Origin of the sequence: Burkholderia sp. Bp9140 (genome assembly GCF_003853425.1) — a bacterium.
Taxonomy (GTDB): domain Bacteria; phylum Pseudomonadota; class Gammaproteobacteria; order Burkholderiales; family Burkholderiaceae; genus Burkholderia.
Map to the genome: position 1 here is coordinate 1 of NZ_QTPQ01000022.1, position 26,133 is coordinate 26,133.

A 26,133-nucleotide genomic window follows, 5' to 3' on the forward strand; every position below is an offset into this window, starting at 1 on the left:
CGATCTCGCCTTCGCGCAGCGACAGGTTCGCGTCGTCGAGCACGAGCAGTTCGCCCTGCGTCTTGTTGAAGCCGCGGTTCACGTGCTCGACGCGCAGGATTTCTTCGCCGAGGCGCGGCGGCTGCAGCGGCTGGGACGTCTTGACGGGGGCGTTGATAACGGTCGAATTTTGCATCGCGCTTACTCTCAATCGAGACGGAGCCGGGATTCCGCATAGGCGTACATCGGACGCCACAGCAGACGGTTGAACAAGGTAACGAACAGGGACATCACGGCGATGCCCAGGATGATCTTCGGGAAATCGCCGGCGGCGGTCGATTGCGCGATATACGAGCCAAGGCCGTGCGCGACGACCCTGGTATCGCCCCACTGCACGAACTCGGACACGATGCTCGCGTTCCACGCGCCGCCCGACGCGGTGATCGCGCCGGTCACGTAGTACGGGAAGATGCCCGGCAGGATCGCCTGCCGCCACCATTGCCAGCCGCGAATGCGGAAGTTCTTCGTCGCTTCCTTGTAGTCGTTCGGATAGGACATCGCGCCGGCGATCACGTTGAACAGGATGTACCACTGCGTGCCGAGCACGATCAGCGGCGACAGCCAGATGTCCGCGTTCAGGTGGAAGTGGACGATCACTATCACGAACACCGGAAACAGCAGGTTCGCCGGGAACGCGGCGAGGAACTGCGCGAGCGGCTGGATCTTCTCGGCCAGCTTCGGGCGCAGCCCGATCAGCACGCCGAGCGGCACCCAGATCACCGACGCGATCGCGATCAGCACCAGCACGCGCAGCAGCGTGATCAGCCCGAGCACCAGCACGTGGCCGACCTCGCCCATCGTCACGCCGGTCGCGACGAAGCTGACGACGCGCCACGCGACGTACGCGGTCAGCAGGATCACGAACGCGCCCCACACGATGTCGCCGACACGCGACGAACGGCGGCTCGATCCGACGCGTGCGCCGACGCCCTTGAACGACGGCACGCGCAGCGGAATCCGCGCGGCCTGCGACAGCAGCCAGCCGGCCGGCACGAGCAGCTGATGAATCAGGTGCGTGCGACGCATCATGTCGAGCAGCCAGGATTGCGGCGCATCGCCCGACGCGGTGTTCTCCATCCGGAACTTGTCGGCCCACGCGACGAGCGGACGGAACAGGAACTGGTCGTACGCGAGGATCACGACCGACATCGCGACGATCACCCAGCCCACCGCGCCAAGGTTCTTGTCGGAGATCGCCTGCGCGAGATACGCACCGATTCCCGGCAGCGTGATGGTCTGGTTGCCGACGGTGATCGCCTCCGACGCGACGACGAAGAACCAGCCGCCCGACATCGACATCATCATGTTCCAGATCAGACCCGGCATCGAGAACGGCACCTCGAGCTTCCAGAAGCGCTGCCACGACGTCAGGTGAAAGCCGCGCGACACTTCGCTCAGGTCGCGCGGCACCGTGCGCAGCGACTGGTAGAAGCTGAACGTCATGTTCCACGCCTGGCTCGTGAAGATCGCGAAGATCGCCGCGAGCTCGGCGCCGAGCACGCGGCTCGGGAACAGCGCGAGGAAGAACGTGACCGTAAACGAGATGAAGCCGAGCACCGGCACCGACTGCAGGATGTCGAGAATCGGGATCAGCACCATCCCCGCGCGGCGGCTTTTCGCCGCGAGCGTGCCGTAGACCAGCGTGAACGCGAGCGACGCGACCATCGCGGCGAGCATCCGCAGCGTCGTGCGCAACGCGTATTCGGGCAGGTTCGACGGATCGAGCGAGATCTTCTGCGTCTGCAGGGTCGCGATCGGCGCCATCGTCTGGTGGAAGCCGACGATCGCCATCGCGAGTATGCCGATGATCAGCGGAAACGCGACCGCGTCCCAGCGATTAGGGAGCACACGCCACGCGGACGCGTTGGCGGTGCGATTCGGATCGAAAAAACTGATATCCATCGGTAGCGTCTTGGTCGAATTGAAAATCGATGGGGGCGGCCGATCGCCGCGTCAGCGGGTGCGGCTCGGAACAGGTTCGCGGGAGTCGGACGGACGATCGCCGGCAGTCGGAAAAAACAGCGCGAGGCTGATGGTGCGCGTGCGATGACTGGCCGCACCGCTGGTTTCCGTTGCCGCGAGATTCGGCATGATGGGCTCCGGAGAGGTGATTCGGTGTCGCAGGCTATCGGGCAGGCATGACGCAAATGTGTCGTGTCACTTACAGGACATTGACAGGTCATCCGCCGGCGCTCCGTCATCGCGCCGCAAACCGCGCGCAACCGAATTCCGGGTCGCAACTCGCGGGAATAAATCCGCTGCCGCACCGGTATGGCATGCGAAGGCGCCGGCTTATTCCAGGACGATCCGGCCGTCCGGTTCCGTCATACGATTGCGAGGCTCACATGTCTTCATCGACTCCCACCCGCCCGTCGCGCCGCAAGGCCCTGCAATGCATGGCGTTCGGCGGCCTCGGCACGCTGTTTACGCTGTCGGGCGGCATCCTGACGCCGTTCGATCTCGCGCTCGCGCAAAGCGGCGCCGCACTCCCAGCGGACAAGGGCCGGCCGCTGTTCGTGCAGATCAGCGACACGCACATCGGCTTCAACAAGGACGCGAATCCCGACGTCGCGGCCACGCTGCGGCAGACGATCGACCTCGTCAACGGGATGCCTGCGATGCCGGCGCTCGCCATCCATACCGGCGACATCACGCACCTGTCCAAAGCGGCGGAGTTCGACCAGGCGTCGCAGTTGCTGTCCGCGCTGCGCGTGCCGGAACTGCACACGGTGCCCGGCGAACACGACGTGACCGACGGTTCGGGCGCCGAATACTTCAGCCGGTTCGGCAAGGCGTCGGACAACCGCGGCTACTACAGCTTCGATCACGCGGGCGTGCACTTCGTCGCGCTCGTCAACGTGATGCACTTCAAGCCGAACGGGCTCGGCAGCTTCGGCGACGACCAGCTCGCGTGGCTCGCGCAGGATCTCAAGGGTCAGTCGTCGAGCACGCCGATCGTCGTGTTCTCGCACATGCCGATGTGGACCATCTACGAGCCGTGGGGCTGGGGCACCGGCGACGCGCCGCAGACGATGGCGCTGCTGCGCCGCTTCGGCTCGGTCACCGTGCTGAACGGGCACATCCACCAGATCGTGTCGAAGGTCGAGGGCAACGTGACGTTCCACACCGCGCGCTCCACCGCGTTCCCGCAACCGACCGCGGGCAACGGCCCGGGCCCGGTGCCGCTCACGGTGCCGCGCGACCGGCTGCCCGCGATGCTCGGCGTGACGACCGTCGACTTCGCCGGCCATCCGGTGGCTGCATCGCTGCACGACACGACGCTCGCCTGATCCCGACCCGCAAGGAGACCGACATGCCCCCCTTCAAGCCCTCGATGCTGCCGGCCGCGCTGATCCTGTGCGCAGCCGCCGCCGGCACGCCGCTCGCCGCATTCGCGCAGCCCCCGGCCGGCCCGCTCGTGACGATCCACAACTTCATGTTTTCGCCGATGTCGACCACGATCAAGGCCGGCACGACGGTCACGTGGAAGAACCTCGACGCGGAACCGCATACCATCGTCAACGATGCGGGCATCTTTCACTCGAACGCGCTCGACCAGGACGAGACCTACTCGTTCCGCTTCGACAAGCCGGGCGTGTACAAGGTGTTCTGCGGAATTCATCCGTACATGAAGGAGACCATCACCGTGGAATGACGCGACGCCCCGCGCACCATCCGGCACGGCGGACGGTGCGCGTCGATCGCCTACACTGGTTCCATCCGGCCGGAACCCGCCGGCCGTCACCGACTGCGAGGAAAGCGATGACGGCAAGTCAACCCGCACGCCCGAAACTGCCGGGCCAGGTCGTGCTCGTGCTCCAGGGCGGCGGCGCACTGGGTGCATACCAGCTCGGCGTATTCGAGGCGATGGACGCGGCGGGCATCCAGCCCGACTGGGTGATCGGCACGTCGATCGGCGCGATCAACGCGGCGCTGATCGCCGGCAACGCGCCCGGTCGCCGCGCGCGGCGGATGGCCGAGTTCTGGCGCCACGTGACCGAACGGCCTGCCGCGAACGTGCCGGGCCTCCCGACGAGCTGGAACAAGATCGGCGCCGAGCTCGCGGTCGTCGGCGCGGGCATTCCGGGATTCTTCCGGCCGAATCCCGCCGCGTGGCTCGGGCCGCTTGCGCGGGTCGGCGTCGAGCACGCGTCGTACTACGTGGTCGAGCCGCTGCGCGACACGCTCGCGTCGCTCATCGACCTCGACCTGCTGAACGCGCGCCGGCCGCGACTGACCGTCGGCGCGGTCAACGCGTGCACCGGCACGATGCGCTATTTCGATTCGCGCGACCGGCCGCTCGGCCTCGACCACGTGATGAGCTCGGGCGCGCTGCCGCCCGCGTTCCCGGCCGTGCGCATCGACGGCGCGCCCTACTGGGACGGCGGCGTCTATTCGAATACCCCCGTCGAGGTCGTGCTGGACGATGCGCCGCGCCGCAGTTCGATCATCTTCTCGGTGCAGATGTGGAATCCGGTCGGGCCGGAGCCGCAAAGCATCTGGCAGGTGTCGGAACGGCAGAAGGACATCCAGTACGCGAGCCGCACGGACGGCAACATCGCGCGGCAACAGCAGATTCACCGGCTGCGCCACGTGATCCGGGAACTGGTCACGCGGCTGCCGGAGGCGGAACGCACGTCGGCCGACGTGCAGGCGCTCGCCGCGTGGGGCTGCCAGACCACGATGCGCGTGATCAAGCTCGCGGCGCCGCGGCTCGACGGCGACGATCAGTGGAAGGACATCGATTTCACGCCGGACGGCATCGCCGCGCGCCGCCAGGCCGGGTTCGACGCGACGACGCAGGCGATCGCCGCGCGGCCGTGGGATCTGCCGATGGACCCGACGGAGGGGCTCAGTGTCTGGAGCCCGGACGAGCACCGGATCGGCGAGCGGCATGACTGACGCCGCCGGCGCAACGTCCACGCGCGCACCGTCCTGCCCTGTGCCGGCTTACAGCGCGCGCACGATGCCGCCGTCGACGCGAATGTTCTGCCCGGTGATGTAGCCGGCGCCTTCCGACAGCAGGAACGTCACCGTCTGCGCGATCTCCTGTGTCTTGCCGAAACGGCCGACCGGAATGCGGGCGACGATCTCGGGCGTCTCCGGCCAGCTGTCGATGAAGCCGGGCAGCACCGAATTGATGCGAATGTTGTCCTTCGCATACCGATCGGCGTACAGGCGCGTGACGGAACTGAGCGCCGCGCGCAGCGCGGACGACACCGGCATCGCCTGCTCGGGCGCGTCGGCCGCGAAGCTCGAGATATTGACCACCGCGCCGCCGCCCTGCTTCAGGAACACGGGCGTCACCCGGCGCAGCACGCGAACGACGTTGAGCACGATCAGGTCGAGCCCTTCGTGCCACTTGTCGTCCTCGATGGCGAGCAAGTCGCCCTTCGGCGGATGACCGGTGTTGTTGACGACCGCATCGATACGGCCGTACTTCGCGAGCGTCTCGTTCACGAAACGCTCGATGTCGGCGTCATTGGTAACGGACCCCGCCACGCCGAAACCGCCGAGTTCCTTCGCAAGTTCGACCGCGCTGCCGGACGGCGACATCAGCGCGACGTGATACCCGTTGTTCGCGAGGTCGCGCGCGATCGCGGCGCCCATGCCCTTGCCCGCCGCCGTCACCAAAGCCACTTTCTCTACAGTCATGCCGTTCTCCCGGATAGGTCGGCCCAGCGCCGCAATCGTCGTTCCAAAGCGCCACTCTAGGACTCTATAATCGAATTGTCGAACGATGATTTCTCCATCCACCCTGTAGATTTTCTACTGCATGAAGGCTATGTTGCGTGCCCGCCGGTTCCCGCCGCTCAATGCGCTTCGCGCGTTCGAGGCCGCCGCGCGCCACCTCAATTTCCGGCTGGCCGCCGACGAACTCGGCGTGACCCAGGGCGCGGTGGCGCAGCAGGTCAGGCATCTGGAGGACGTCGTGGAGGTGCAGCTGTTTCGACGCTTGCCGAGGGGGCTGGCACTGACGCGCGAAGGGCTCGAGTATTTTTCGTCGGTGCAGCGCGCACTGCAGATCATCTCCGACGCTACCGACGCCCTGGGCCAGCGCCCCACGGTTCTGGCGGTCAGCACGACGCCGTCGTTCGCGTCGAAATGGCTGATTCCGCGCCTGTCGGACTTCGGCCGGCTGCACCCCGACATCGAGGTGCGCGTGATCGCCGACGAACGGCTCGCGTCGTTCAGGGCCGATGGCGTCGACATCGCGATTCGACTGAGCAAGCCGCCATTCCCGGCCGGCCTGGTCGCGGAGCGGCTGTCTCCGCTCGACATCTTCGCCGTCGCCAGCCCGACATTGCTCGACGGCGGTCCGCCGATCCGGACGCCCGCGGACTTGTCGAAGCATGTGCTGCTGCACGACGCGCACGATCTGTGGCCCGAGTTCATCGAGAAGCTCGGCGGAAAGGGGCTGGCCGATCCGACGAAAGGGCCCAGGTTCAGCCAGTCGCTGCTCGCCATCGACGCGGCGATCGCGGGTCAAGGCATCGCGCTGACCAGCGAACCGCTGGTCGCGCGCGACATCGCGGACGGCAGGCTGCGCCGCGTATTCGATTTTTCGTTTCCGATGTCGCTCGGGTTTTATGTCGTCTTTCCGCAAGCCAATGCGCATTCGGAAGCGCTCGAGGCCATGCGCCGGTGGCTCTTTGCGCAGTACGGGAAAGCGTGAGCCGCTGAAGCCACAGCCGGATTTTCCAAGGATATCGGCGATTTACCGTCTGTCACGCGTGGGTTGGAGGCAGCTCGCGCAATCCATCCCGATCGCGTTGCCGACAATCTCACCACGGCAGCCGGCCGGCCGCATTCGAAAAGGTGCCGGTCGGCCCGTTCGCATCGAGCAGGGCCAGCCGGACCGGCTCTCGTGCCGCGTCTTCGACCGTTCCTGCGCCAGGCGCATGGTTGCTCAAATCGGTTGCGGTGAATCCCGGACACGCTGCATTGACCTTGATGTTCGTTCCCTCCAGTTCAATGGCGAACGCCTGCGTCACCGCGTTGAGTGCGGTTTTCGACGTCTGATAGACGCCAATGTAACGCCGTGAGTAATCCGAAGGATCATCCTTCAGCAAAAGAGATCCGCCCGCGCTCGAGATGTTGACGATGCGGCCACCCGGCGATTTGCGAAGGAGCGGCAGCATCGCCTGCGTGACCGCGACAACACCGAATACATTGGTTTCGAACACGGTTCGCATATCGTCGATCGACACCCGGCTCACCTTGTCACCGTCCTGCATTTCTTCAATGCTCGTGCCCGGTTTGATCGGACGCGAGATGCCCGCGTTGTTGACGAGCACATCGAGACGCCCGAGCGTCCGTTCGATCTGCGCGGCCGCAGCCGCAATCGACGCGTGGTCCGTCACATCGAGCTGAATTGCCTCCGCCTCCGCGCCGACGCGTTGCGCGGCCGTCACGCCCAAAGCGAGATTGCGTGCGCCGACGAGTACCTTGAAGCCTTTCGCGGCCAGGTCCTTGGCGATCTGAAGGCCGATTCCCTTGTTTGCACCGGTTACCAGTGCCACGGCTGTGGTGTGCATGTCTTGCTCCGTTCAGGATGAGGGATGAACCGACGCGCTTACGTTAAAATGCAAGCGGAACATCGATCCGGATACAAACTATACGGAACATCGTTCCACTTAGCAAGGAGAAGTGAATTGAGCAGCAAGATGAACGAGGGCCCGGATGAACGCGCGCCGCGCACCGTGCGAGCCGACGCGCAGCGGAACATCGATACGCTGCTGCGAACGGCGCTGGAGGTTTTCGAGTCGTCCGGCGTCGACGCACCGGTGCGTGAAATCGCGCTGAAGGCCGGCGTCGGGATCGGTACGATTTATCGCCACTTTCCCCGACGCTCCGATCTGGTCGTCGCCGCGTTGTGCAGCGAAGTCGATGCCTGCGCCGAAGTCGGCATCGAGCTGGCGGGTACGCTGGGGCCCGGTGACGCGTTGGCGGGATGGGTCGATCACTACGTCGCGTTCGTGACGAAGCGGCGCGGCCTCGCTGCCGCGATGAATTCGGGCGATCCCGCGTTCAAGGCGTTGCCGCTGTATTTTCTGGAGCGGCTCCGCCCTGTCGTACGGAATCTCCTCGATGCGGCGATTGCAGCAGGCGAAATTCGCGATGGCATCCAGCCGGACGAGCTCATGTGCGCGGTGGGCGCGCTCTGCGCTCCGCTCGAATGCCCCGATCCGCCCGATGCCAAACGGCTCGTCGCGCTGTTTGTCGACGGGTTGCGCTATCGCGCCGACTCGCGACGTTCCATGCTGGTACGCGGCGCGCGAAAAGACCCGGATGACCGGAAAGACACGCGCTCACGGTGACGAAGCGACAGCGCGTCGACGCGCCCCGACTCGAGCGAGGCCCACATCAATCAACCCCATTGCAATCAGTGTCTTCATGCATATCGTTACTTTCCGATATAAGATTCGGCCAATGACGATACTCGTGTTGCGCCGGTTTTTCCGCCAGAACACCAGCCCCTTTCCATGCCGACCGAACTCGACATCGACGCGATCCTGAAAGCGCTTTCGAACCCCGTGCGCCGGGAAATCCTCGTCTGGCTGAAAACGCCGGGCGCGCATTTCCCGGAGCAGACGCTGCCGTATGACCACGGCGTCTGCGCCGGGCAGATCGACGCGCGCTGCGGGCTGTCGCAGTCGACCGTCTCCGCGCACCTCGCGACGCTGCAGCGCGCGGGGCTCGTGACGTCGACGCGGATCGGCCAGTGGGCGTTCTTCCGGCGCAACGAGGCCGTCATCGACGCATTTCTCGACGCCCTGCGCCGCGAACTCTGACCCAGGCCATGCGGGCCGCACGCCGCGCACGACGCGACGGCCATCCCGCCTTTCGTGAAAAGGTTATCTGCCATGCCTACCCTGTTCGACCCCGTTACCCTCGGCGACCTGACCCTGCCGAACCGCATCGTGATGGCGCCGCTCACCCGCTCCCGCGCCGGCGCGACGCGCGTACCGAACGACCTGATGGCGCGCTATTACGCCGAGCGCGCATCGGCCGGCCTGATCATCAGCGAAGCGACCTCGGTCACGCCGCAGGGCGTCGGCTACGCGGACACGCCCGGCATCTGGTCCGACGAGCAGGTCGAAGGCTGGAAGCGCGTGACGCAGGCCGTGCACGCGGCCGGCGGCCGCATGGTGCTGCAGCTCTGGCACGTCGGCCGGATCTCCGATCCGGTGTTCCTGAACGGCGACCTGCCGGTCGCGCCGAGCGCGATCGCCGCGGGCGGCCACGTGAGCCTCGTGCGTCCGCAGCGTCCGTACGTGACGCCGCGCGCGCTCGCACTCGATGAAATTCCGGGCATCGTCGCCGCGTACCGCAAGGGCGCGGAGAACGCGAAGAAGGCGGGGTTCGACGGCGTCGAGATCCACGGCGCGAACGGCTACCTGCTCGACCAGTTCCTGCAGGACAGCACCAATCGCCGCACCGACGCGTACGGCGGCCCGATCGAGAACCGCGCGCGGCTGCTGCTCGAAGTGGTCGACGCGGCGATCGACGTGTGGGGCGCGGGCCGTGTCGGCGTGCATCTCGCACCGCGCGGCGATGCGCACACGATGGGCGACTCCGACCCGGCCGCGACGTTCGGCCATGTCGCACGCGAACTCGGCCGCCGCAAGATCGCGTTCATCTTCACGCGTGAATCGTATTCGGGCGACCACCTGAGTCCGCGCCTGAAGGAAGCGTTCGGCGGCCCGCTGATCGCCAACGAGCAGTTCACGCTCGAATCCGCGCAGGACACGCTCGCGAGCGGCAACGCCGACGCGATCGCGTGGGGCAAGCTGTTCATCGCGAACCCGGACCTGCCGCGCCGCCTCGAACTCGGCGCACCGTTGAACAAGCCGGTGCCGGAGACGTTCTACGCCGAAGGCGAAACGGGTTATACCGACTACCCGGCGCTCAGCGACGCGGCCTGACGGCCCGCGACACGTTCATGCGCGCACGTCCGCGCGCATGAACACGCGCCGCGTCTCGTCGAGCCCGCGCTCGACGTGATGTGCGCGGATCGCGCGCAGCGTGTCGTCGAGCGCGGCGTCTTCGATGACGTGGAAGCCGAGGCGCGCGTAGTACGGCGCATTCCACGGCGCGTCGCGAAACGTCGACAGCACCACCTGGGCGATGCCGTCTCGCGCGGCGCGCGTCATGATCCGTTCGATCAGGCGCGCGCCGATCCGCTGCCCCGCATGCGATGGCGCGACATCCAGCTCTTCGAGATAAAGCCGCTGCGCATCGAGCAGCCGGTAGAACGCGAAACCCACGCACGTCCCCGCTTCGTCCGTCGCGACATACGCGCGACCGTCGTCGATGCGCACGAGCACGTCGGCCGCGTCGGTCGGTTCGCCTTCGGCGATGTCGGGCATGCCGATGTCGCGAAAACGCCGGGCGGCGGCCACTTCCACCGCGGCCATCGCGGCCGCGTCTTCCCGCGTGGCGGGACGAATCCGGATCGGTACTGTCATCACGACGAGGTAGGCGGGCGGGAACGGCCGTCACTATAATCGAAACTTCATACCTTTCGAACGCCCCGCCCACGAGGTTCGTCATGACGCTGTCCGCGCTCACCGTGTTCGCCATCGCCCTGCTCGTCACCGCCGGCACGCCCGGCCCGAGCGTCGCCGCGCTCGTCGCGCGCGTGCTGACGAACGGCGTGCGAGACGTGCTGCCGTTCCTCGCCGCGATGTGGATCGGCGAGGCGCTGTGGCTCACGCTGGCCGTCGCCGGGCTGTCCGCGTTCGCGCGCACGTTCGAGACGGGCCTGCTCGTGCTGAAGCTGCTCGGCGTCGCCTACCTGCTGTTCCTCGCGTGGAAGATGTGGACCGCACCCACCGACACGAAGGCCGGCGACCTGCCGCGCGGCCAGTCGCCATGGCGCATGTTCGTCGCGGGCACGCTCGTCACGCTCGGCAATCCGAAGATCATGCTGTTCTATCTCGCGCTGCTGCCGACGATCGTCGACCTCACGCATGTCGGTGTGCTCGCGTGGGCCGAGCTCGTCGGCACGATGCTCGCCATCCTGATCCTCGCCGACTGCTTCTGGTCGCTGCTCGCGGTGCGTGCGCGGGCTTTTCTCACGTCGGCACGCGCGAAGCGGATCGCGAACCGGACGAGCGCGACCGCGATGGCAGGGGCAGCAGTGGCGATTGCGACGCGCTGAGCCGGCATGGGGACGGCGACAGGCGCGGCCCTTTTCGCGCGCAATTTCCGCAAAAAGAATGGCGCCTCACGGCGCCATTTCTTCAAATAATCCGCTTACCGACACAAACCGTAAGCTCAAGCAGGGCACTCCAGGACTCACTCGCTCACGATGTCCCAATCAGCACGTCCGCGGGAATATGCAGCCCTTCGTGCAACTTCCGGATCATGGCGAGACTCAGTGATCGTCGGCCAGCCAGCACCTCGTACACCCGGTTGGTATTCCCGATGTACGGTTGCATGTCCGGGACCGACAAGCCGGCTTGCTCCATCCGAAACTTGATCGCATCGATCGGGTTCGGCAAAACCAACGGGAAATGCTCCGCCTCATAGCGCTCGATCAGGATCGCCATGATCTCCAACTCGTCGCCCTCCGGCGTACCCGGCGCGGGGTCCAGATCAACAAGCGCGGACACCGCCTTCAGGGCGGCCTTGTAATCGGCCTCTGTTCGAATCGGGTGAATGTCCATCTCGTTACTCCATCTCCACGGTTGCCGCATCGACCCTGTCATATTCCGCGTGCGTACCGACAAACTTCACATACACCACACCGACCTGATCGGCCACCGCGACGATCAACCGGAAATCGTTGCCCTTGATGTTGAAAACCACTCGGTTCCGACCAATGAAGCTGGCACTGGCGTACTGATCCTTGATGTTCTGCGGAGTCTTCCAGTTGGCCTTCGACGCCTCCATACATGGAGTCCCCCACCCGGTTAAAGGTGGGCGGATTGCCAACGTTACACTGCCTGGCATGGGGAGGGACACCTCCAGATGCAGCGCAATCGATCGATAAGCACCGCTCCTCCGCACCACGACAGCGCATCGCTCTGATACGCGCATGATTGCCGCCCGCTGATTCGTCAAGAAGTGTGACGAACAAAACGGACACGTTCACGAAACGCTCCACGCGAACCCGCCTAGCAGCCCACCGACCTGCGCCTGCCCCCCGGCGCAGGCACATGCTCATTGCACTCAACCAGCGCCCGCACCAACGCCCAGTCATCGTCGTCGCAGAAATCGAGCAACATCGCGCCACACGATCCGCGCGCTTCGCGCAACCGCTCCGCGAGCCGCGCCTGAATCCCCTGCACCCTGCCGTCGCCGTGCGCGACCACCGACGGATTCGCGCCCATCCCCGTCCCGCTGCAGAAGTTGATCGCCCAGCGGCCGCTTTCCGGCGACGGCATGCCGGTCAGCAGCGCATCGATCACGCGCCACTTGTAGTTGATCGACCCGGCGACAGGCACACGGTATTCATCCTGGATCACGAACGCCGCATCGGGATGATCGATCGTGAACGTCGCGTTGTCGGGCCATGCGGTCAGGTCGATGCCGAGCGGCCGGCCGCTGCGGAACCGCCGCAGCAACACCACCGCGCCGCGCACGTCGCCGAGCGCCGGCAGCGCGTCGCCCGCATGCCAGCGCAGCCGCGGATGCCGCGCGCAATGCGCATCGAACGTCGCATCGAAACTGCGCGTGCAGCCGTGCGCGGGCCACTCGTCCTTCACCGACATCACGATGCATTCGCGCGGATGCGCATCGAGAAAGCGTGCGCAGTCCGCGAGCACGTCGTCGAACGACATGCCGAGCGCGATGCCGCCGTGATGAATGTCGAACGTATCGCCCCGGTGCCGGCAGCGGATATCGAGCAGCCGCACGCCGTGCGCGAGCTGCGCGTCGAGCGGCGCGCGCTGCGTGCGCACGAGCGGATCGTCGACCGTATACGCACAGGTGTCATGGCTGCCCGGTAGGGTCAGCGCATGCAGCGGCCGCGCGTCGTCGAGCGCCGACATCCAGTCGGCCAGCGGCGTGGGGGCTTCGTGTCGCGAAGGGATCATGAGTCGATGACTGACAAGGAAAGAAAGACGTGGGTGACCGCGTCGGACGTCGCCGTGCGGGCCGGCGTGTCGCGCTCCGCGGTATCGCGCGCGTTCTCGCCGACGGCGAGCATCGCGCCCGAGACGCGCGAACGCGTGATGGTGGCCGCGCGCGCGCTCGGCTACCAGGTCAACCTGATCGCGCGCGACATGATCACGCAGCGCAGCAGCATGATCGGCGTCGTGACGGCCGGATTCGAGAATCCGTTCCGCGCGCGGCTGCTGTCGGACCTGATGGCCGCGCTCGGCCAGCGCGCGTTCACACCGCTCGTGACCAACGCGGATGATCCGCACCAGGTCCGGCAATCGCTCGAACGGCTGCTCAGCTACCGGATCGCGGGCCTCGTGATGACGTCCGCGTCGCCGCCGCTGTCGGTCGCGCGGCAGTATCTCGACCACCGGATCCCCGTCGTGATGATCAACCGCGAAGCGAACCTGCCGGGCGCGGATGTCGTCGTCAGCGACAACGCGGCGGGCGCCGTCCATGCCGCGCAGCGGCTCGTGCGGGCCGGCGCGCGCCGGCTCGCGTTCGTCGGGCCGCGCACCGCGAGCTACAGCGCACGCTCGCGCGCGGATGCGTTCGAGCAGATGCTGCAACGCGGCGACGCGTTCGATGCGGCGCTCGTGCGCGTGATCGATACGCGCTCCGACACGCATGCGTGCGGCATCGATGCCGCGCGGCAACTGTTCGCGGCCGGCGAGCGCCCCAACGGTGTGTTCTGCTCGTCCGACCTGCTCGCGCTCGGCGTGATCGACGCCGCACGCGACGCCTTCGGCCTGCGCGTGCCCGACGACCTGCGCGTGATCGGCTTCGACGACATCCCCGCCGCCGGATACGACGCCTATCGGCTCACGACGCTGCGCCAGGACACGCAAGGCCTCGCGCAGGCGGCCGTCGACCTGCTCGCCGACCGGATCCAGACGTTCGACGGCCCCTCGCGCACGCGCGTCGTGCCGGTTACGCACGTGGTGCGGCATAGCTGCGCGTGACGCGTCGCGTCACTTCAGCCCGCCCGCGAAGCCGCGCAGCAGGTAGCGCTGCACGTACCCGGCCACGGCGAGCGTCGGCAGCGACGCCAGCAGCCCCGCGCTCATCAGGTCGCCCCAGTCGATGCCGTTCTCCGTCACGTAGCCGGCGATCGCGAGCGGCAGCGTGAAGCGGCTCGGCGTCGACACGAACAGCAGCGCGATCAGGAACTCGTTCCATGCGGCGATGAACACGAAGATCGCGGTTGCGATCAGGCCCGGCGCGCACAGCGGCAGCACGATCTGCACGAGCCGCCGCGCGAGCCCCGCGCCGTCGATGCACGCAGCCTCCTCGTATTCGACCGGCACGTCGCGCACGAACGCGAGCAGCATCCAGATCGCCATCGGCAGCGCGTAGATCTGGTAAGCGAGCATCAGCCCGAGCGTCGAATCGAGCAGATGCAGCCGCTTCGCGAGCGCGAACAGCGGCACGGCGATCGTGATCGGCGGCATCAGCTTCAATGCCAGCACGAGCATCAGGAACAACACATCCAGCCGCGCCGGAAAGCGCAGCCGCACGAGCGCATACGCGGCCGGAAACGCGAGCGTCAGCGCGAGCAGCGTCGTGCCGAACCCGACCAGCAGCGAATTGGCGAGCGGCGCGCCGATGCCGTTCGACCACACCGACGCGAAATGCTCGAGCGTCGGGGCGGCCGGCCAGATCCGCAGCGGATGGTCGAGGCGCTCGAGCGTCGGCATGAACGCCGCGCCGGCCATCCACAGGCACGGCAGCAGCAACAGCGCGAGCGCGACGATGCGCAGCACCCACGGCACGGCGCGACCGAACGCGGCACCCGATCGCGCATGCGCGATGCCTGCGGATCGCGCCGTCATGCGCGCCGCTTGCGAACCGTCTGCCATACGTACCCCGAAACCAGCAGCGCGGACGCCGCGAGCATCAGCACCGACGCGGCACTCGCCGGCCCGACGTTGAAGAAGCGGAAGCCCGTGTCGTAGATATAGGTCGACAGCGTCTGCGTCGCGTTGCCGGGGCCGCCGCCCGTCAGCGCATAGACCTTGTCGAACAGCTTGAACGTGTCGATCGAGCGCAGCAGCAGCGCGAGGCCGATCTGCGGCGCCGCGAGCGGCAGCGTGATGTCGCGCAGGCACTGCCATTCGCTCGCGCCGTCGGTGCGCGCGGCTTCGTACAGCTCCTGCGGGATCGATTGCAGTCCGGCCAGCACGATCAGGAACGCCATCGGCGTCCACTGCCACACGTCGACGAGCGCGAGCGACCACAATGCAAGATGCGGATCGGACAGCCAGCGCACGCCTTCGACGCCGAACGCCGCGAGCAGCGCGTTCAGGAAGCCGTCGAAGTTGAGCCAGTTGCGCCAGATCGCCGAGCACACGAGCGTGGACAGCATCATCGGCAGGATCGCGAGCGGCAGCGCGATGCGCCGCCCCGGGAACGCACGCACGAACAGCAGCGCGAGACCGAAGCCGAGCGCGACTTCAACGAGCGACGCCGCGATCGTGAAACGCAGCGTGTTGCCGAAGCCGGCCGCGAACGCATCGTCGCCGAGCACCGCGCGATAGTTCGCGAGCCCGGCAAACGCGCGCCGGCCGGCCGCATAGTCGACCCGGCAGAACGAGTCGACCAGCACCTGCGCGACCGGATACAGCGCGAGCGCGGCCAGCACCAGCAGCGCGGGGCCGAGCAGCGCGACGAACGGCAGGCTGCGGCCGAGGGCTTTCATGCGCGAATGCCGGGCGATGCGGGGCGGCGGGCCGTCACTTGCCGGCCGCGGCCATCGCCTGCGCGATCTTCTGCTGCGCCTGGCGCAGCGCGGCGTCGGGAGCGGCCTGTCCAGTCAGCGCGAGTTGCAGCTGATCGCCGAGAATGCTCTCGACCTGCTGCCAGTCCTTCACGCGCGGCCGCGCACGGCCGGCCTCGAGCGCCTTCAGCTGATCGGGATACCAGCGGTACTGGCGCACCAGCGCCGGATCGGCGAACACGCTGCGGCGTGTCGGCGGAATGCCGATTCCGGCGAGGCGCGTTTGCGTGTCGCGCGCGCTCAGGTAAGCCAGGAAGTCCTGCGCGAGCTTCGCATGCGGCGCATCCTTTGGAATGCCCATCTGCCAGATGCCGAGCATCGGCGCGGGGCCCGCCGTCTGCCCGGGCGGCGGCTGCAGCGCGATCTGCCCGACCACGCGCGACTGCTTCGGATCGTCGAGCGCCGGAATCCACGCCGGCCACACCTCGATCGACTGCGCGGCCGTGCCGCGCTGCAGCGCATCGCGCACTTCGGCGGCGCCATACACGTCGACGTCCTTCGGTGCGGAGGCCTTCAGCGCGAGGAACGTCTTCAGCGCGGCCTGCGACTCGCGCGAATCGATCGTCACGTTGCCGGCGCGGTCGAACACGTCGCCGCCATAGGCCCACAGGATCGGCAGGAAACCCGTCACGACCGGGTTGCCCTTGGTGCCGCGAAACACGACGCCCGACACGCTCTTGTCCGCGCCGCCGACGGTCTGCGCGATCTTCAGCACGTCGTCCCAGTTGCGCGGCGGCTGCAGCTTGTATTTCGCGAGCAGATCCTTCCGGTACGCGAACATCTCGACGTTGCCGACGATCGGCAGCGCGTACAGCGCGCCCGCCGCGTTGCGGCCGAGCGCGACCGCGGAGGGCACGAGGTCGGCATCCGCCAGCGACGCGGGCAGCGGCTTCAGCCAGCCGTTGCCGATGAATTCGGGCGCCCACGTGTCGTCCATCATCACGAGGTCGTACGTGCCGGTGCCTTCGCGCATCGACAGCTTCAGCTTCTGGTACAGGTTCGCGTTCGGCAGCTTGAGCAGCTCGATGTCGGTGCCCGGATGCAGTTTGGTGAAGCCGGCGACGGCGTCGGCCAGCCCCTTGCCATAGATGTCGTCGCGGCCCGCGATGACGAGATCCGCCGCGAAGGCGTGCGAGGCGGCAAGGGACAGCGCAACGGCGGCGGACAGCGCGCGCAGGCGGCTCAGCAGGGTCATGAGGTCTCTCTCGATCGGCGTGGTGGCGGGTCGGCCTCGCGTTGCACACGTGTGCAACGCGGGCGGCGCTTCGGGCGGCCTGAAGCGAACGCCATTGTTCACGTCGATCGTTAAGAATTTGTGGCACGCGGCGGGATCGGCCGCCATCGCGGCCGGCCGCCCCGCCCGTGTCAGCCCACGCATGCCGTCAGAAGTTCACGCGAATCCCGGCCATCACCGCGAGTTGCCGGCTCGAATTGCTGTTCGCGAGCACCGGGATCTGCGCGTAGTTCGCCGCATTGCCGTTCGCGTCGGTGCCGAGCCCCGTGCCGCTCGCGATCTGGCCGATCGCGACCGCATACAGCGCGGTGCGCTTCGACAGGCTGTAGTTCGTGCCGACGTTGACCTGATGGAAGCGCGTCGTGCCGCGCCCGTCGGTATGCGCGGCGTTGAAGATGTACGCGACACCGCCCTGCAGCGCGGGCGTGAACAGGTACGTGACGTTCAGCTCGCCGATGTCGAACGTGAACGCCTGCGTGCGCGGCTGCGCGCCGGTCGAGAAATAACGGCTGTCGCCGAGGCGCGTGTGGGTGTAGGTCAGCGCGACCGTCGCCGCGCCGAGCGTCACCGAGCCGCCCGCGCCGAACGCGCGCATCGAGCCGGCGTCCTGCAGCAGGCAATACATCGCGCCCGGGTTGCTGCACGCGAAGTCGCCGATATAGCCGCTCGCGCCGCCGAGCGCCGCATCGAGCGGCTGGTGCAGGTCGAGATAGCCGACCGAGAACGCGACCGGCGCGCGGGTGTAGGTCGCCGCGACCGCATAGCCGCGCTTCGCGGAAAAGTCGCCGGCCTGCCCGCCGAAGCTGAACGTGCCGCCGAACGTCAGGCCGTTGAAGTCCGCGCTGGTGAACTTCACCGCGTTGTTGAAGTTGAACGCGGCGTTCAGGTTGTCGACGTCGCCGAGGTGCGAGCCGTACGGCGTCGCCCAGTTATTGCTCGACACGTACGCGCCGAGCATGTCCGTGTACGAATCGTATTGGCGTCCGAGGCCGAGCGTGCCGATCCCGTCCTGGCGCAGCCCGACCCACGCCTGCCGGCTGAACGCGGTGCCGCCCTGCAGCGCCTGCCCGTTCGCGGACAGGAACTGCTGCTCGAGCGAAAACACCGCATTGAGGCCGCCACCGAGCGGCTCCGCGCCCTGGAACCCGAAACGCGACGGCACGAGGTTGCCGCCGCCCATCTGCCATGCATGGCCGCCGCCCGTGCTGCCGTCGGCGCGCGTGAACTGCTGGTTCGTCGAATAGATGATGCCGGTATCCACGGTGCCGTACAGCGTCACGCTGCCGGAGGTCTGCGCGTGGGCGTGCATGCAACCCAGCGTGGCCGCCGCCGCGGCCAGTCGTCGTCCGATCTTCATGTCCCGTCCCTCTGTTGTCATCGATTCGCAGTGCAAACCGATGGAGTTGTCGATATGGCTGACAGGACTCTATCCAGCGAAAATTCGGGACCTCTATCCCAAATCAGCAAACGGTGAAGCGAACGGGCGACACGCGACGGCGCCCGGCGGCGCCGTCGCGGCGCGAAGACGTCATTCGGGGCGCAAGGTTTGCGACGGCAGCTCGCCGAACAGGTCGCGATACTCGCGCGCGAAATAGCCGAGATGCGTGAAGCCCCAGCTCGCGGCGGCCTCGCCGACGCCGAGTTGCTGGCCGGAAGTGGTGCGCAGCAGGCGCCGCACCGCGTTCAGCCGGATCGTGCGCAGATAGCCGACGGGCGTGACGTCGGCGACGCGCTGGAAGCTCGTCTGCAGCGTGCGGCGGCTGCAGCGCAGCGCGCGGCACAGTTCGAGCACGGTGACGGGTTCCTCGGGCCGGTCGCGCAGGTGTTTCTCGCACCGGCTGACGATATCGCTGTAGGTGGCGTGCGTGATGTCGCGGCGCTCGACGCCGATGCCCTGGTCGAGCGCATCGAGGAACATGCCGAGCATCGCGTCGCGGAACATCTTGCGGGTGGCCGCGTATTCGAGACAGCCGGGATTGCGCTGCGCATCGTCGATCAGCGACGACAGCCGCGCGCCGAGCGCGACGCCCTGCGCGTCCGACAGCCGCGTGACGTGCCGCAGCTTGCGCGCGCCGGCCGCGCCGAACTCGGCTTCGCACAGCTCGTCGATCATGTCCGACGCGGCGCTGATCCCGACCAGCCCCATCCCTTCCGGCGTATGGAATTCGAAATCCTCGCCGGCGCGCAGCGCGAGCAGCGCATAGCCGTCGACCGGCTGGCCCTGGAACGTGCCGGCGAGCGGCACCGACAACGGCACCGCGAGCGACGTGCGCCCCGCCGGCGCGAGACCGGTTTGCGCGACACGCCGGTTGGTCGTCTCGCGGAAGAAATGGAAATCGTCGTACAGCACCTGCGTGACGGTGCCCCTGAACCGGCCCGGCGTCATCTGGCGGTAGACCTGATGCCAACCCGCGATCGCGAGCCCGTGGTCATGCACGTCTTCGTGTGAGCGTGACTGGAACAGCATCGGCATCTCCGGTAAAACCCTGAATCCACGTTGCGGCCGCACGGCGCGCAACGTCGCAGCTTACCCCCGCAAAATTCCGCGTAGTGCGGTTTCGAACGCAAGACAGGCCGCCGACAGCGCGGCGGCCTGCTCGCCGGTCAGGCGGACGTAGCGGCGAAACGACGGCATCCGGTTCACGACCTCGCTGCCGCCGAACGGCACGACGGCGAGCGTCCAGCGCCCGTCGCGCGCGGCGATCGTGCAGTCGGTCAGGTGCAGCGGGCGGAGCGCGCCGGCAAGTGACGAATCGGCGACGAGCGCGGCCACCATCCGCACGAATCCGGGGTCGCATCCCGGTGCGGGCTCCGCCGCGACGCCGGTGCGCCGCAGCCAGCCGGTCTGCAGCACGCGTGCAACGCCCTGCCCGGCCGGACCGTCCGCGTTGATCGACACCTGCACGCTGACCGTATGCATCAGGAACTGACGGTCGACGCGTTCGTCGATGCTCACGCGCACGCCGTTCGGCAGCCGGACCGTGGGTTCGCTGACCTCGCCGTCCGCCTCGCGCACCGCACCGAGGTCAGCCAGCACGCGCGCGGCGATCGCGCCGGGCCGGTGGCCGGGCGGCGGTGAGTCGGGCGCCGCGCGCCACCGGGCGAATGCGAGCCTCACGACGCGACGTGCTCGTTGCGCAGCACTTCTTCCACCGGCACCGGCTTGAACGGATGCCGGCGCTGCACGACGACCGTCCAGAACAGCGCGTACAGCGCGGTGAGCCCGAGCATCGCGCCGAACGGCACGTAGATGTCGCGCGCGTTCATGCCGGGCGGCGTGATGTACCAGATCGCGAGCACGATGCCGACGCTCGACACGATCTGCGGCAGCGGGAACAGCGGCGAACGGTACGGGCGTGGCAGGTTCGGGCGCCGGATGCGCAGCATCACGACCGACGCGGTGACGAGCAGATACGCGGTGCCCCACGCGCAGGTCGCGGCGAGCACGAGGTGCAGGATGCTGTCGAGGTTGCCGTTGATCAGCCAAGCATGGAAGATCGGCACGACCGCCGCCGCGACGATGCCGACCACCGGCGTCTTGAAGCGCGGATGCAGGTACGCGAAGCAGCGCGGCAGCGCGCCGTCGATCGCCATCCCGTACAGGATGCGCGGTAGCCCGGCCATCAGCGTGTTGATCGTCGCGGCGCCCGCGCACAGGAACGCGATGCCGAACCAGACGCGGCCGAAGGGCCCAAGCACCTGCAGCGCGAACGCGGGAATCGCGCCCGGCGTGTCGAGCAGGTGCGTGAGGCCGTCCGGGCTGACCGGCACGTTCGCGACCTGGCGGCGGATCGCCGCGCCGTACAGGAACATGCAGATCGCGACGCCGACGAGGCCGAGCGCCATCGCGCGCGGAATCGTGCGGCCCGGCGCCTTCATTTCCGGCGCGAGCGGCGTGACGAACTCGCAGCCGACGAACATGAACATCGCCATCCCGACCAGCGACAGCACGGCCGGCACCGACGTGCCGACTTCCGAGCCGCCGAACCAGCCGTCGAGATGCACGGCCGGCGCCGCTGCGAGCCCGAGGATCCCGAAGATCATCAGCGACAGCCACATGCCGGCCGTCAGCACGATCTCGAGCTTGCTGAACACCTTGATGCCGATGATGTTGGTGATCGCGAACGTGACCACGAGGCCGACGCCGACGAGCCACGCGCTGTTGTGCTTCTCGAGCGCGGCGTTCAGCGACTCGAAGTTCACGAGCGCCATGATGCCGCTCAGGATCGTCTCCGCCGTACCGGCGAACACGTGCACGAGGAAATACGCGGAAATCGTGCCGGTGATCGCCCAGAAGCGGCCGAGCCCGCACGACAGGTAATCGTAAACCGAGCCGGCCGTCGGCAGCATCGCGGCGGCTTCGGAGAACGTCGTCGCCTGCGCCTGCATCATCACGAACGCGATGATCATCGCGACCGCGAACGCCCAGCCGCCCATCCCGAAACCCGACGTCGCGGTGAGAATCACCGGGCTTGCCATGATGAGGCCGACGGCACTCGCCAGCGCGGTCGGAAAACCGACCGCGCCCGCCTTCAGCACCGTGCCGCCGCCCGCTTCAGCCGGCGCAGCGGCGGGCGTATCGCCCGCGGCGCCGGTCACTCCAGACCATTCCGACATCCTTGTCTCCTTCCTTTTTCGGCCGGCGCCGGCGCCGCGGCGCCCGCTCCTTCCGTACTTCGCGCTCGGCCCTGGGCGGCGCTTCAGCGCGCCGGCCCCCGGGCCCCTGTCGATCCAGTCCTGATCCGATGTCGAAAAAATACGCAGGCAAAATAATCCGGTCATAGCGCAAATCGGCAAACCGGCGGTGGCGAACGGGTTATCCCGACCGCCACCGCCGGTTCGTCGTCACGCGATCACGGCGTTTCGGCGTCCCGGCCTCACGCGAACGGCACGGCCTCGAAGCCCGCCGCGAGCGCGTCGACGATCCGGTCGAGCTGCTCGCGCTGGATCACGAGCGGCGGCGACAGGATGATCTTCGTGCCGACCGGACGCACCAGCACGCCGTGCTCGCGCGCCACTTCCGCGACCGCGTTCGCATAGCCGGACAGCGGATCGATCGGCTCGCGGGTCTGCTTGTTCGCGACGAGGTCGAGCGCGAGCATCAACCCCTTGCCGCGCACCTCGCCGACCGCCGCGAAGCGCTGCGGGAACGACTGCAGCGCTTCGAGCAGATACGCGCCCTGCTTCGCCGCGTTCGCCGGCAGGTCTTCCTTCACGACGATGTCGAGGCTCGCGATCGCGGCCGCGCACGCAACCGGGTGCCCGGCGTACGTGTAGCCGTGCATGATCGCGCCGCCGAAGTCCGCGTTCGCGGCGAACGCGTCCTCGATCCGCGCGTTCACGGCCGTCGCGCCGAGCGGCACGTAGCCGGACGAGATCCCCTTCGCGAGACACATGATGTCCGGGCGCACGCCCCAGCCGCGGCTGCCGAACAGGCTGCCGCTGCGGCCGAAGCCCGTCACGACTTCGTCGGCGATCAGCAGCACGCCGTAGCGGTCGCACACCTCGCGCACGAGCGGCCAGTAGTTGGCCGGCGGCACGATCACGCCGCCCGCGCCCTGCACCGGCTCGGCGATGAACGCGGCGACCGTGTCGGGGCTCTGGAACTGGATCTCGCGCTCCAGCATTTCCGCGCAGATCCGGCCGAGCTCCTCCGGATCCTGCGTGAACGGGTTGCGGTACAGCCACGGCGTCTCGACGTGGAAGCAGCCGGGCAGGTTCGGCTCGTAGTTGCGGCGAAACACCGTGTTGCCGTTCACCGACGCGCCGCCGAAGTGCGTACCGTGATAGCCCTGCTTCAGCGAGATGAACTTCGTGCGGTCGGCCTGGCCGCGCACCTTCCAGTACTGGCGTGCGATCTTCAGCGCGGTCTCGATCGAGTCGGAGCCACCCGAGCTGTACAGCACGCGGCGCATGCCTTCCGGCTCGAGCATGTCGATCAGCTGCTTCGACAGCTCTTCCGCGCGCGGATGCGAGATGCCGTCGAACAGCTGGAAGTATTCAAGCTCGTCGAGCTGGCGCACGATCGCGTCCTTCACTTCCTGGCGGTTGTGCCCGACGTTCACGTTCCACAGGCCCGCGACGCCGTCGACGAGCTGCCTGCCGGTTTCATCGAACACGTAGCAGCCGTCGCCGCGCACGATGCGGATCGGCTTGCGCTGTTTCATTTCGTTCGGGTGCAGCATCGGGTGCCAGAACTTCGCTTCGTTGTAGCTCATTGCAGTCTCCACTTTCGGATCGTTTGAACCTGGATCGCCCAGGGTCGAGGTTCGAGGTTGCCGGATCTGGCGCCGCGCGTCAGTGCGCGATGCAGACGGATTTGGTTTCGGTGAAGCCCTCGATCGCGTACTGGCCGAACTCGCGGCCGATGCCCGATTGCTTGTAGCCGCCGAACGGCATCGACGGGTCGAGCGGGATGTGACAGTTCACCCACACGGTGCCGGCCTCGATCCGCGGCACGAGGTTCATCACGCGCTTCAGGTCGTTGCTCCAGATGCTCGCGGCGAGGCCGTACGGCGACGCGTTCGCGAGCCGCACCGCGTCGGCCGCGTCGTCGAACGGCACGACGACGATCACCGGGCCGAACACTTCGTCGCGCACGATCGCGCTGTCCGGATGCGGATCGGCGATCACGGCCGGCTTCACGTAGTAGCCGGGCAGGTCGTCGGCCGGCGTGCCGCCCGCGAGGAACGTGAGGCCCGCGCCGAGCTTCATCGACCGCGCGACGCCCGCGAGGCCATCCGCGAGCTGCGCGAACCTGCTGCGGTGCACGTAGATGCGAGACGCGGCCGCGCACACCTGCCCCTGGTTGAAGAACGCGCCGGCCGCGACGCCGTCGAGCGCCTGCGCGACGTCGACGTCGTCGAGCATCACGATCGGGTTCTTGCCGCCAAGCTCGAGCGAGAAGCGCGTCATGTTCTGCACGGCCGCCGCGCCGACCTGCTTGCCGGTCGCGGTCGAGCCCGTGAACGAGATCTTCGCGATCGACGGGTGGCTCGACAGCGCAGCGCCGCACGTGCGGCCGCCCGTGACGACGTTGAACACGCCGGGCGGCACGCCGGCGTCGCGTGCGAGCTCGGCGAGGCGCAGCGCGGTGAGCGGCGTTTCCGGCGACGGCTTCAGCACGATCGTGCAGCCGGCCGCGAGCGCCGGAATCAGCTTCCACACCGCGATCATCAGCGGGAAGTTCCACGGCACGATCGCGGCGACCACGCCGACCGGCTCCTTGCGCGTATAGGCCGTGTAGCGCGCGCCCGGCGGGAACGGGATCGACACGTCGAGCGTCTGGCCGGTGATCTTGGTCGCCCAGCCGGCCATGTAGCGCGCGTATTCGACGCTCGCGCCGACCTCGATCGCACGCGACACGTGGATCGACTTGCCCTGGTTCAGCGTTTCGAGTTGCGCCAGCGTTTCGGCGTCGGCTTCGATCAGGTCGGCGAGCTTCAGCAGGATGCGCTCGCGGTCGGCCGGGCGCAGCCCGCTCCACACGCGGGTGTCGAATGCGTGCTTCGCGCTGGCGACCGCGCGGTCGACGTCGTGCGCGTCGGCATCCGCGACCGTCGCGAGCCGCTCGCCCGTCGCCGGGTCGTACACGTCGAGCCGCGCGGCCGAGTGCGCGGGCTGCATGGCGCCGTCGATGAAAAGGCCGAAGTCGCGTGCGACGAAGGTGCGCACGGTGTCGCTGACGGCGACAAAGTTCGTGGTGCTCATGGGCGTCTCGATGATTGTCATGGCTGAGCCGCGTGCGCTCGGGCATGCGGGCGTCGAACCACTGTATCGACGGGGGATCGCGCCCGGTGAGCGCAAATTGGCAGCGCGTGCGCGATCGACACGCGGGTGACTCGGGAACGTGGAATGGCAGCGTGCGAACGCCGCGCTATCGTCGGATGAATGGCGCGGGGTGAATGCGGGCGCGGGAAAAATTACAGGAACAACGCGCCGACCAGCTCGGTGCGATTCGACACGCCGAGCTTCCGGTACATGCGCATCAGATGCGTCTTGATGGTCGGCTGCCCGAGCGCGAGATCGCGGGCGATCTCCTTGTTCGAGCGGCCGTCGCGCACGAGGCGCGCGATCTGTTCCTCGCGGTAGGTCAGCCGCGCCTCGCAGCCGATCCGGTGGATCCCGCGCCGCGCGCGCAGCAGCGGGGCCAGCGCGGCCTCGGCGACCGGCTGCAGCCGTGCCAGCGCATCGATCTCGCCCGAAGCGAACCGTCCCGCCGCGTTGTTGCCGTCCGTGTCGCCCTTCCCGAAGCGCAGCAGCGAAAACGCGCCGACCGTGCGGCCCGCGTCGTCGCGCAGCCAGATCTCGACGACATCGGCGACATCGTGCCGCCGCAGGAAACGGGTCCAGTACGCTGACGCATCGCGTCGTTCGTCAGGCAATTGGGAAGCGAGCGTGACGACCGCGCGTTCGCCCGCGGCGCAGCGCGACGGATGCAGCGGATCGAGCATCCGGTAGCGCGCGATGTAGATGCGATGCATCGGCTCCGGCATCCCGAACAGCTCGAAATCGGCCGGCTCGCCGCTCAGGTCGAGCCGGTAGAACACGATCGCGGACGGGCTCGCGAACGCGTCGAACGCATCCACGCACGCACGCAGCGCGCGCTGCCAGTCGGCGGCTTCGTGGTCGGCGGGAACGCATGAGGTCGGCATGATGGGAGCGGCCGGCGGCCGAACGTATCGAAGATCGAAGTTCGGGCCAGCCTACCGGCGCCGAAACGGGCCGGTGAGCACGAATCGGCAAATCGTCGGTGGGTGACGGATCGCGGGCGCGCCGGCCGTGTCGCGACAACAGGATCTGCGTCAGGAAATCATGCGCCGCGAGCCGTGCGATCGAAAATGGACGTCGACGGTGGCGCGAAACATCGCACGCACCGATCAAGCGCGATCGGAACGATCAGCGAAGTTTCCGGCGCGGCCGTGTGTGCGGCCGCGAAACGGAGGCGTCGCAGCGTGCACACCCCGCCCTG

At 67.7% G+C, this 26,133-nt stretch carries 27 protein-coding genes and 1 pseudogene; 9 read left to right on the forward strand and 19 right to left on the reverse strand.

What is annotated here, in order from left to right:
* From DIE21_RS18985 to DIE21_RS37265, 3 genes and pseudogenes are all read right to left on the reverse strand, one after another.
* Window positions 1-175: pseudogene (locus DIE21_RS18985) on the reverse strand (nitrate ABC transporter ATP-binding protein); the annotation flags it as partial.
* A gap of 11 nt (window positions 176-186) precedes the next feature.
* The gene (locus DIE21_RS18990; protein WP_124499163.1) at window positions 187-1,941 is read right to left on the reverse strand and encodes an ABC transporter permease subunit; all 1,755 of its coding nucleotides are present in this window, start codon (window positions 1,939-1,941) and stop codon (window positions 187-189) included.
* A 51-nt stretch (window positions 1,942-1,992) separates the two neighbouring features.
* Entirely contained in the window at window positions 1,993-2,130 is a 138-nt protein-coding gene (locus DIE21_RS37265; protein WP_185642802.1) for a hypothetical protein, read from the reverse strand.
* A gap of 254 nt (window positions 2,131-2,384) precedes the next feature.
* Here DIE21_RS37265 and DIE21_RS18995 point away from each other — a divergent pair, with 254 nt between their 5' ends.
* The 3 genes from DIE21_RS18995 to DIE21_RS19005 all read left to right on the forward strand — a co-directional run bounded on the left by DIE21_RS18995 (window position 2,385) and on the right by DIE21_RS19005 (window position 4,941).
* A complete protein-coding gene (locus DIE21_RS18995) occupies window positions 2,385-3,329 on the forward strand; it encodes a metallophosphoesterase (RefSeq protein ID WP_124499164.1) in 945 nt (314 codons plus the stop codon).
* Between the two features lie 23 nt (window positions 3,330-3,352).
* Complete coding sequence (locus tag DIE21_RS19000) at window positions 3,353-3,694, forward strand: cupredoxin domain-containing protein (RefSeq protein ID WP_124499165.1); 342 nt, start codon at window positions 3,353-3,355, stop codon at window positions 3,692-3,694.
* 107 nt (window positions 3,695-3,801) lie between these two features.
* On the forward strand, window positions 3,802-4,941 hold the full coding sequence (locus DIE21_RS19005; protein ID WP_124499166.1) for a patatin-like phospholipase family protein: 1,140 nt from the start codon (window positions 3,802-3,804) through the stop codon (window positions 4,939-4,941).
* Window positions 4,942-4,989: 48 nt separating this feature from the next.
* On the opposite strand, the gene DIE21_RS19010 is transcribed toward DIE21_RS19005, so the two are convergent.
* Window positions 4,990-5,694, reverse strand: coding sequence for an SDR family oxidoreductase (locus DIE21_RS19010; protein WP_124499167.1), 705 nt, complete (start codon window positions 5,692-5,694; stop codon window positions 4,990-4,992).
* A gap of 121 nt (window positions 5,695-5,815) precedes the next feature.
* Between DIE21_RS19010 and gcvA the strand changes: the two genes are divergently transcribed.
* A complete protein-coding gene (gene gcvA / locus DIE21_RS19015; protein ID WP_124499168.1) occupies window positions 5,816-6,715 on the forward strand; it encodes a transcriptional regulator GcvA in 900 nt (299 codons plus the stop codon).
* Between the two features lie 109 nt (window positions 6,716-6,824).
* On the opposite strand, the gene DIE21_RS19020 is transcribed toward gcvA, so the two are convergent.
* On the reverse strand, window positions 6,825-7,577 hold the full coding sequence (locus DIE21_RS19020; protein ID WP_124499169.1) for an SDR family NAD(P)-dependent oxidoreductase: 753 nt from the start codon (window positions 7,575-7,577) through the stop codon (window positions 6,825-6,827).
* Between the two features lie 117 nt (window positions 7,578-7,694).
* Between DIE21_RS19020 and DIE21_RS19025 the strand changes: the two genes are divergently transcribed.
* The 3 genes from DIE21_RS19025 to DIE21_RS19035 all read left to right on the forward strand — a co-directional run bounded on the left by DIE21_RS19025 (window position 7,695) and on the right by DIE21_RS19035 (window position 9,968).
* Window positions 7,695-8,360 carry a TetR/AcrR family transcriptional regulator gene (locus tag DIE21_RS19025; protein WP_221622392.1) on the forward strand — a complete coding sequence of 222 codons (666 nt, stop codon included), beginning with the start codon at window positions 7,695-7,697 and terminating at the stop codon, window positions 8,358-8,360.
* 165 nt (window positions 8,361-8,525) lie between these two features.
* Window positions 8,526-8,834: a helix-turn-helix transcriptional regulator gene (locus DIE21_RS19030; protein WP_059449595.1), complete on the forward strand. Its 309-nt coding sequence runs from the start codon at window positions 8,526-8,528 to the stop codon at window positions 8,832-8,834.
* Window positions 8,835-8,906: 72 nt separating this feature from the next.
* On the forward strand, window positions 8,907-9,968 hold the full coding sequence (locus tag DIE21_RS19035; RefSeq protein ID WP_124499170.1) for an alkene reductase: 1,062 nt from the start codon (window positions 8,907-8,909) through the stop codon (window positions 9,966-9,968).
* A gap of 15 nt (window positions 9,969-9,983) precedes the next feature.
* Here the strand turns inward: DIE21_RS19035 and DIE21_RS19040 are convergent, their stop codons facing one another.
* Window positions 9,984-10,511 (reverse strand): GNAT family N-acetyltransferase, encoded by a 528-nt coding sequence (locus DIE21_RS19040; protein WP_124499171.1) that lies wholly within the window; start codon window positions 10,509-10,511, stop codon window positions 9,984-9,986.
* Between the two features lie 83 nt (window positions 10,512-10,594).
* Here DIE21_RS19040 and DIE21_RS19045 point away from each other — a divergent pair, with 83 nt between their 5' ends.
* Window positions 10,595-11,206, forward strand: coding sequence for a LysE family translocator (locus tag DIE21_RS19045; protein ID WP_124499172.1), 612 nt, complete (start codon window positions 10,595-10,597; stop codon window positions 11,204-11,206).
* Window positions 11,207-11,351: 145 nt separating this feature from the next.
* On the opposite strand, the gene DIE21_RS19050 is transcribed toward DIE21_RS19045, so the two are convergent.
* The 3 genes from DIE21_RS19050 to DIE21_RS19060 form a co-directional block, all read right to left on the reverse strand.
* Window positions 11,352-11,714, reverse strand: a complete 363-nt coding sequence (locus tag DIE21_RS19050) for a type II toxin-antitoxin system HigA family antitoxin (RefSeq protein WP_124499173.1) — start codon at window positions 11,712-11,714, stop codon at window positions 11,352-11,354.
* Between the two features lie 4 nt (window positions 11,715-11,718).
* On the reverse strand, window positions 11,719-12,000 hold the full coding sequence (locus DIE21_RS19055; protein WP_409364638.1) for a type II toxin-antitoxin system HigB family toxin: 282 nt from the start codon (window positions 11,998-12,000) through the stop codon (window positions 11,719-11,721).
* A 164-nt stretch (window positions 12,001-12,164) separates the two neighbouring features.
* A complete protein-coding gene (locus DIE21_RS19060; RefSeq protein WP_185642803.1) occupies window positions 12,165-13,085 on the reverse strand; it encodes a phosphatidylinositol-specific phospholipase C in 921 nt (306 codons plus the stop codon).
* Between the two features lie 6 nt (window positions 13,086-13,091).
* Between DIE21_RS19060 and DIE21_RS19065 the strand changes: the two genes are divergently transcribed.
* Window positions 13,092-14,114 carry a LacI family DNA-binding transcriptional regulator gene (locus DIE21_RS19065; RefSeq protein ID WP_124499174.1) on the forward strand — a complete coding sequence of 341 codons (1,023 nt, stop codon included), beginning with the start codon at window positions 13,092-13,094 and terminating at the stop codon, window positions 14,112-14,114.
* A gap of 9 nt (window positions 14,115-14,123) precedes the next feature.
* Here DIE21_RS19065 and DIE21_RS19070 read toward each other — a convergent pair whose 3' ends face one another.
* From DIE21_RS19070 to DIE21_RS19115, 10 genes are all read right to left on the reverse strand, one after another.
* Window positions 14,124-14,984 carry a carbohydrate ABC transporter permease gene (locus DIE21_RS19070; RefSeq protein ID WP_124499175.1) on the reverse strand — a complete coding sequence of 287 codons (861 nt, stop codon included), beginning with the start codon at window positions 14,982-14,984 and terminating at the stop codon, window positions 14,124-14,126.
* Complete coding sequence (locus DIE21_RS19075; protein ID WP_124499176.1) at window positions 14,981-15,850, reverse strand: carbohydrate ABC transporter permease; 870 nt, start codon at window positions 15,848-15,850, stop codon at window positions 14,981-14,983. Before DIE21_RS19075 ends, DIE21_RS19070 begins: the two co-directional genes overlap by 4 nt.
* Window positions 15,851-15,884: 34 nt before the next feature.
* Window positions 15,885-17,123: an ABC transporter substrate-binding protein gene (locus DIE21_RS19080; RefSeq protein ID WP_124499177.1), complete on the reverse strand. Its 1,239-nt coding sequence runs from the start codon at window positions 17,121-17,123 to the stop codon at window positions 15,885-15,887.
* A 187-nt stretch (window positions 17,124-17,310) separates the two neighbouring features.
* Window positions 17,311-18,519, reverse strand: coding sequence for a porin (locus DIE21_RS19085; RefSeq protein ID WP_124499178.1), 1,209 nt, complete (start codon window positions 18,517-18,519; stop codon window positions 17,311-17,313).
* A gap of 171 nt (window positions 18,520-18,690) precedes the next feature.
* Window positions 18,691-19,629, reverse strand: coding sequence for a helix-turn-helix domain-containing protein (locus DIE21_RS19090; protein ID WP_124499179.1), 939 nt, complete (start codon window positions 19,627-19,629; stop codon window positions 18,691-18,693).
* Between the two features lie 60 nt (window positions 19,630-19,689).
* A complete protein-coding gene (locus tag DIE21_RS19095; protein WP_124499180.1) occupies window positions 19,690-20,280 on the reverse strand; it encodes a DUF3156 family protein in 591 nt (196 codons plus the stop codon).
* Entirely contained in the window at window positions 20,277-21,779 is a 1,503-nt protein-coding gene (locus DIE21_RS19100) for an APC family permease (RefSeq protein WP_124499181.1), read from the reverse strand. Before DIE21_RS19100 ends, DIE21_RS19095 begins: the two co-directional genes overlap by 4 nt.
* 260 nt (window positions 21,780-22,039) lie before the next feature.
* On the reverse strand, window positions 22,040-23,380 hold the full coding sequence (locus DIE21_RS19105; RefSeq protein ID WP_124499182.1) for an aspartate aminotransferase family protein: 1,341 nt from the start codon (window positions 23,378-23,380) through the stop codon (window positions 22,040-22,042).
* A 79-nt stretch (window positions 23,381-23,459) separates the two neighbouring features.
* Complete coding sequence (locus DIE21_RS19110; RefSeq protein ID WP_124499183.1) at window positions 23,460-24,872, reverse strand: aldehyde dehydrogenase family protein; 1,413 nt, start codon at window positions 24,870-24,872, stop codon at window positions 23,460-23,462.
* A 212-nt stretch (window positions 24,873-25,084) separates the two neighbouring features.
* Window positions 25,085-25,816, reverse strand: coding sequence for a LuxR C-terminal-related transcriptional regulator (locus DIE21_RS19115; RefSeq protein WP_124499184.1), 732 nt, complete (start codon window positions 25,814-25,816; stop codon window positions 25,085-25,087).
* Between the last annotated feature and the right edge of the window lie 317 nt (window positions 25,817-26,133).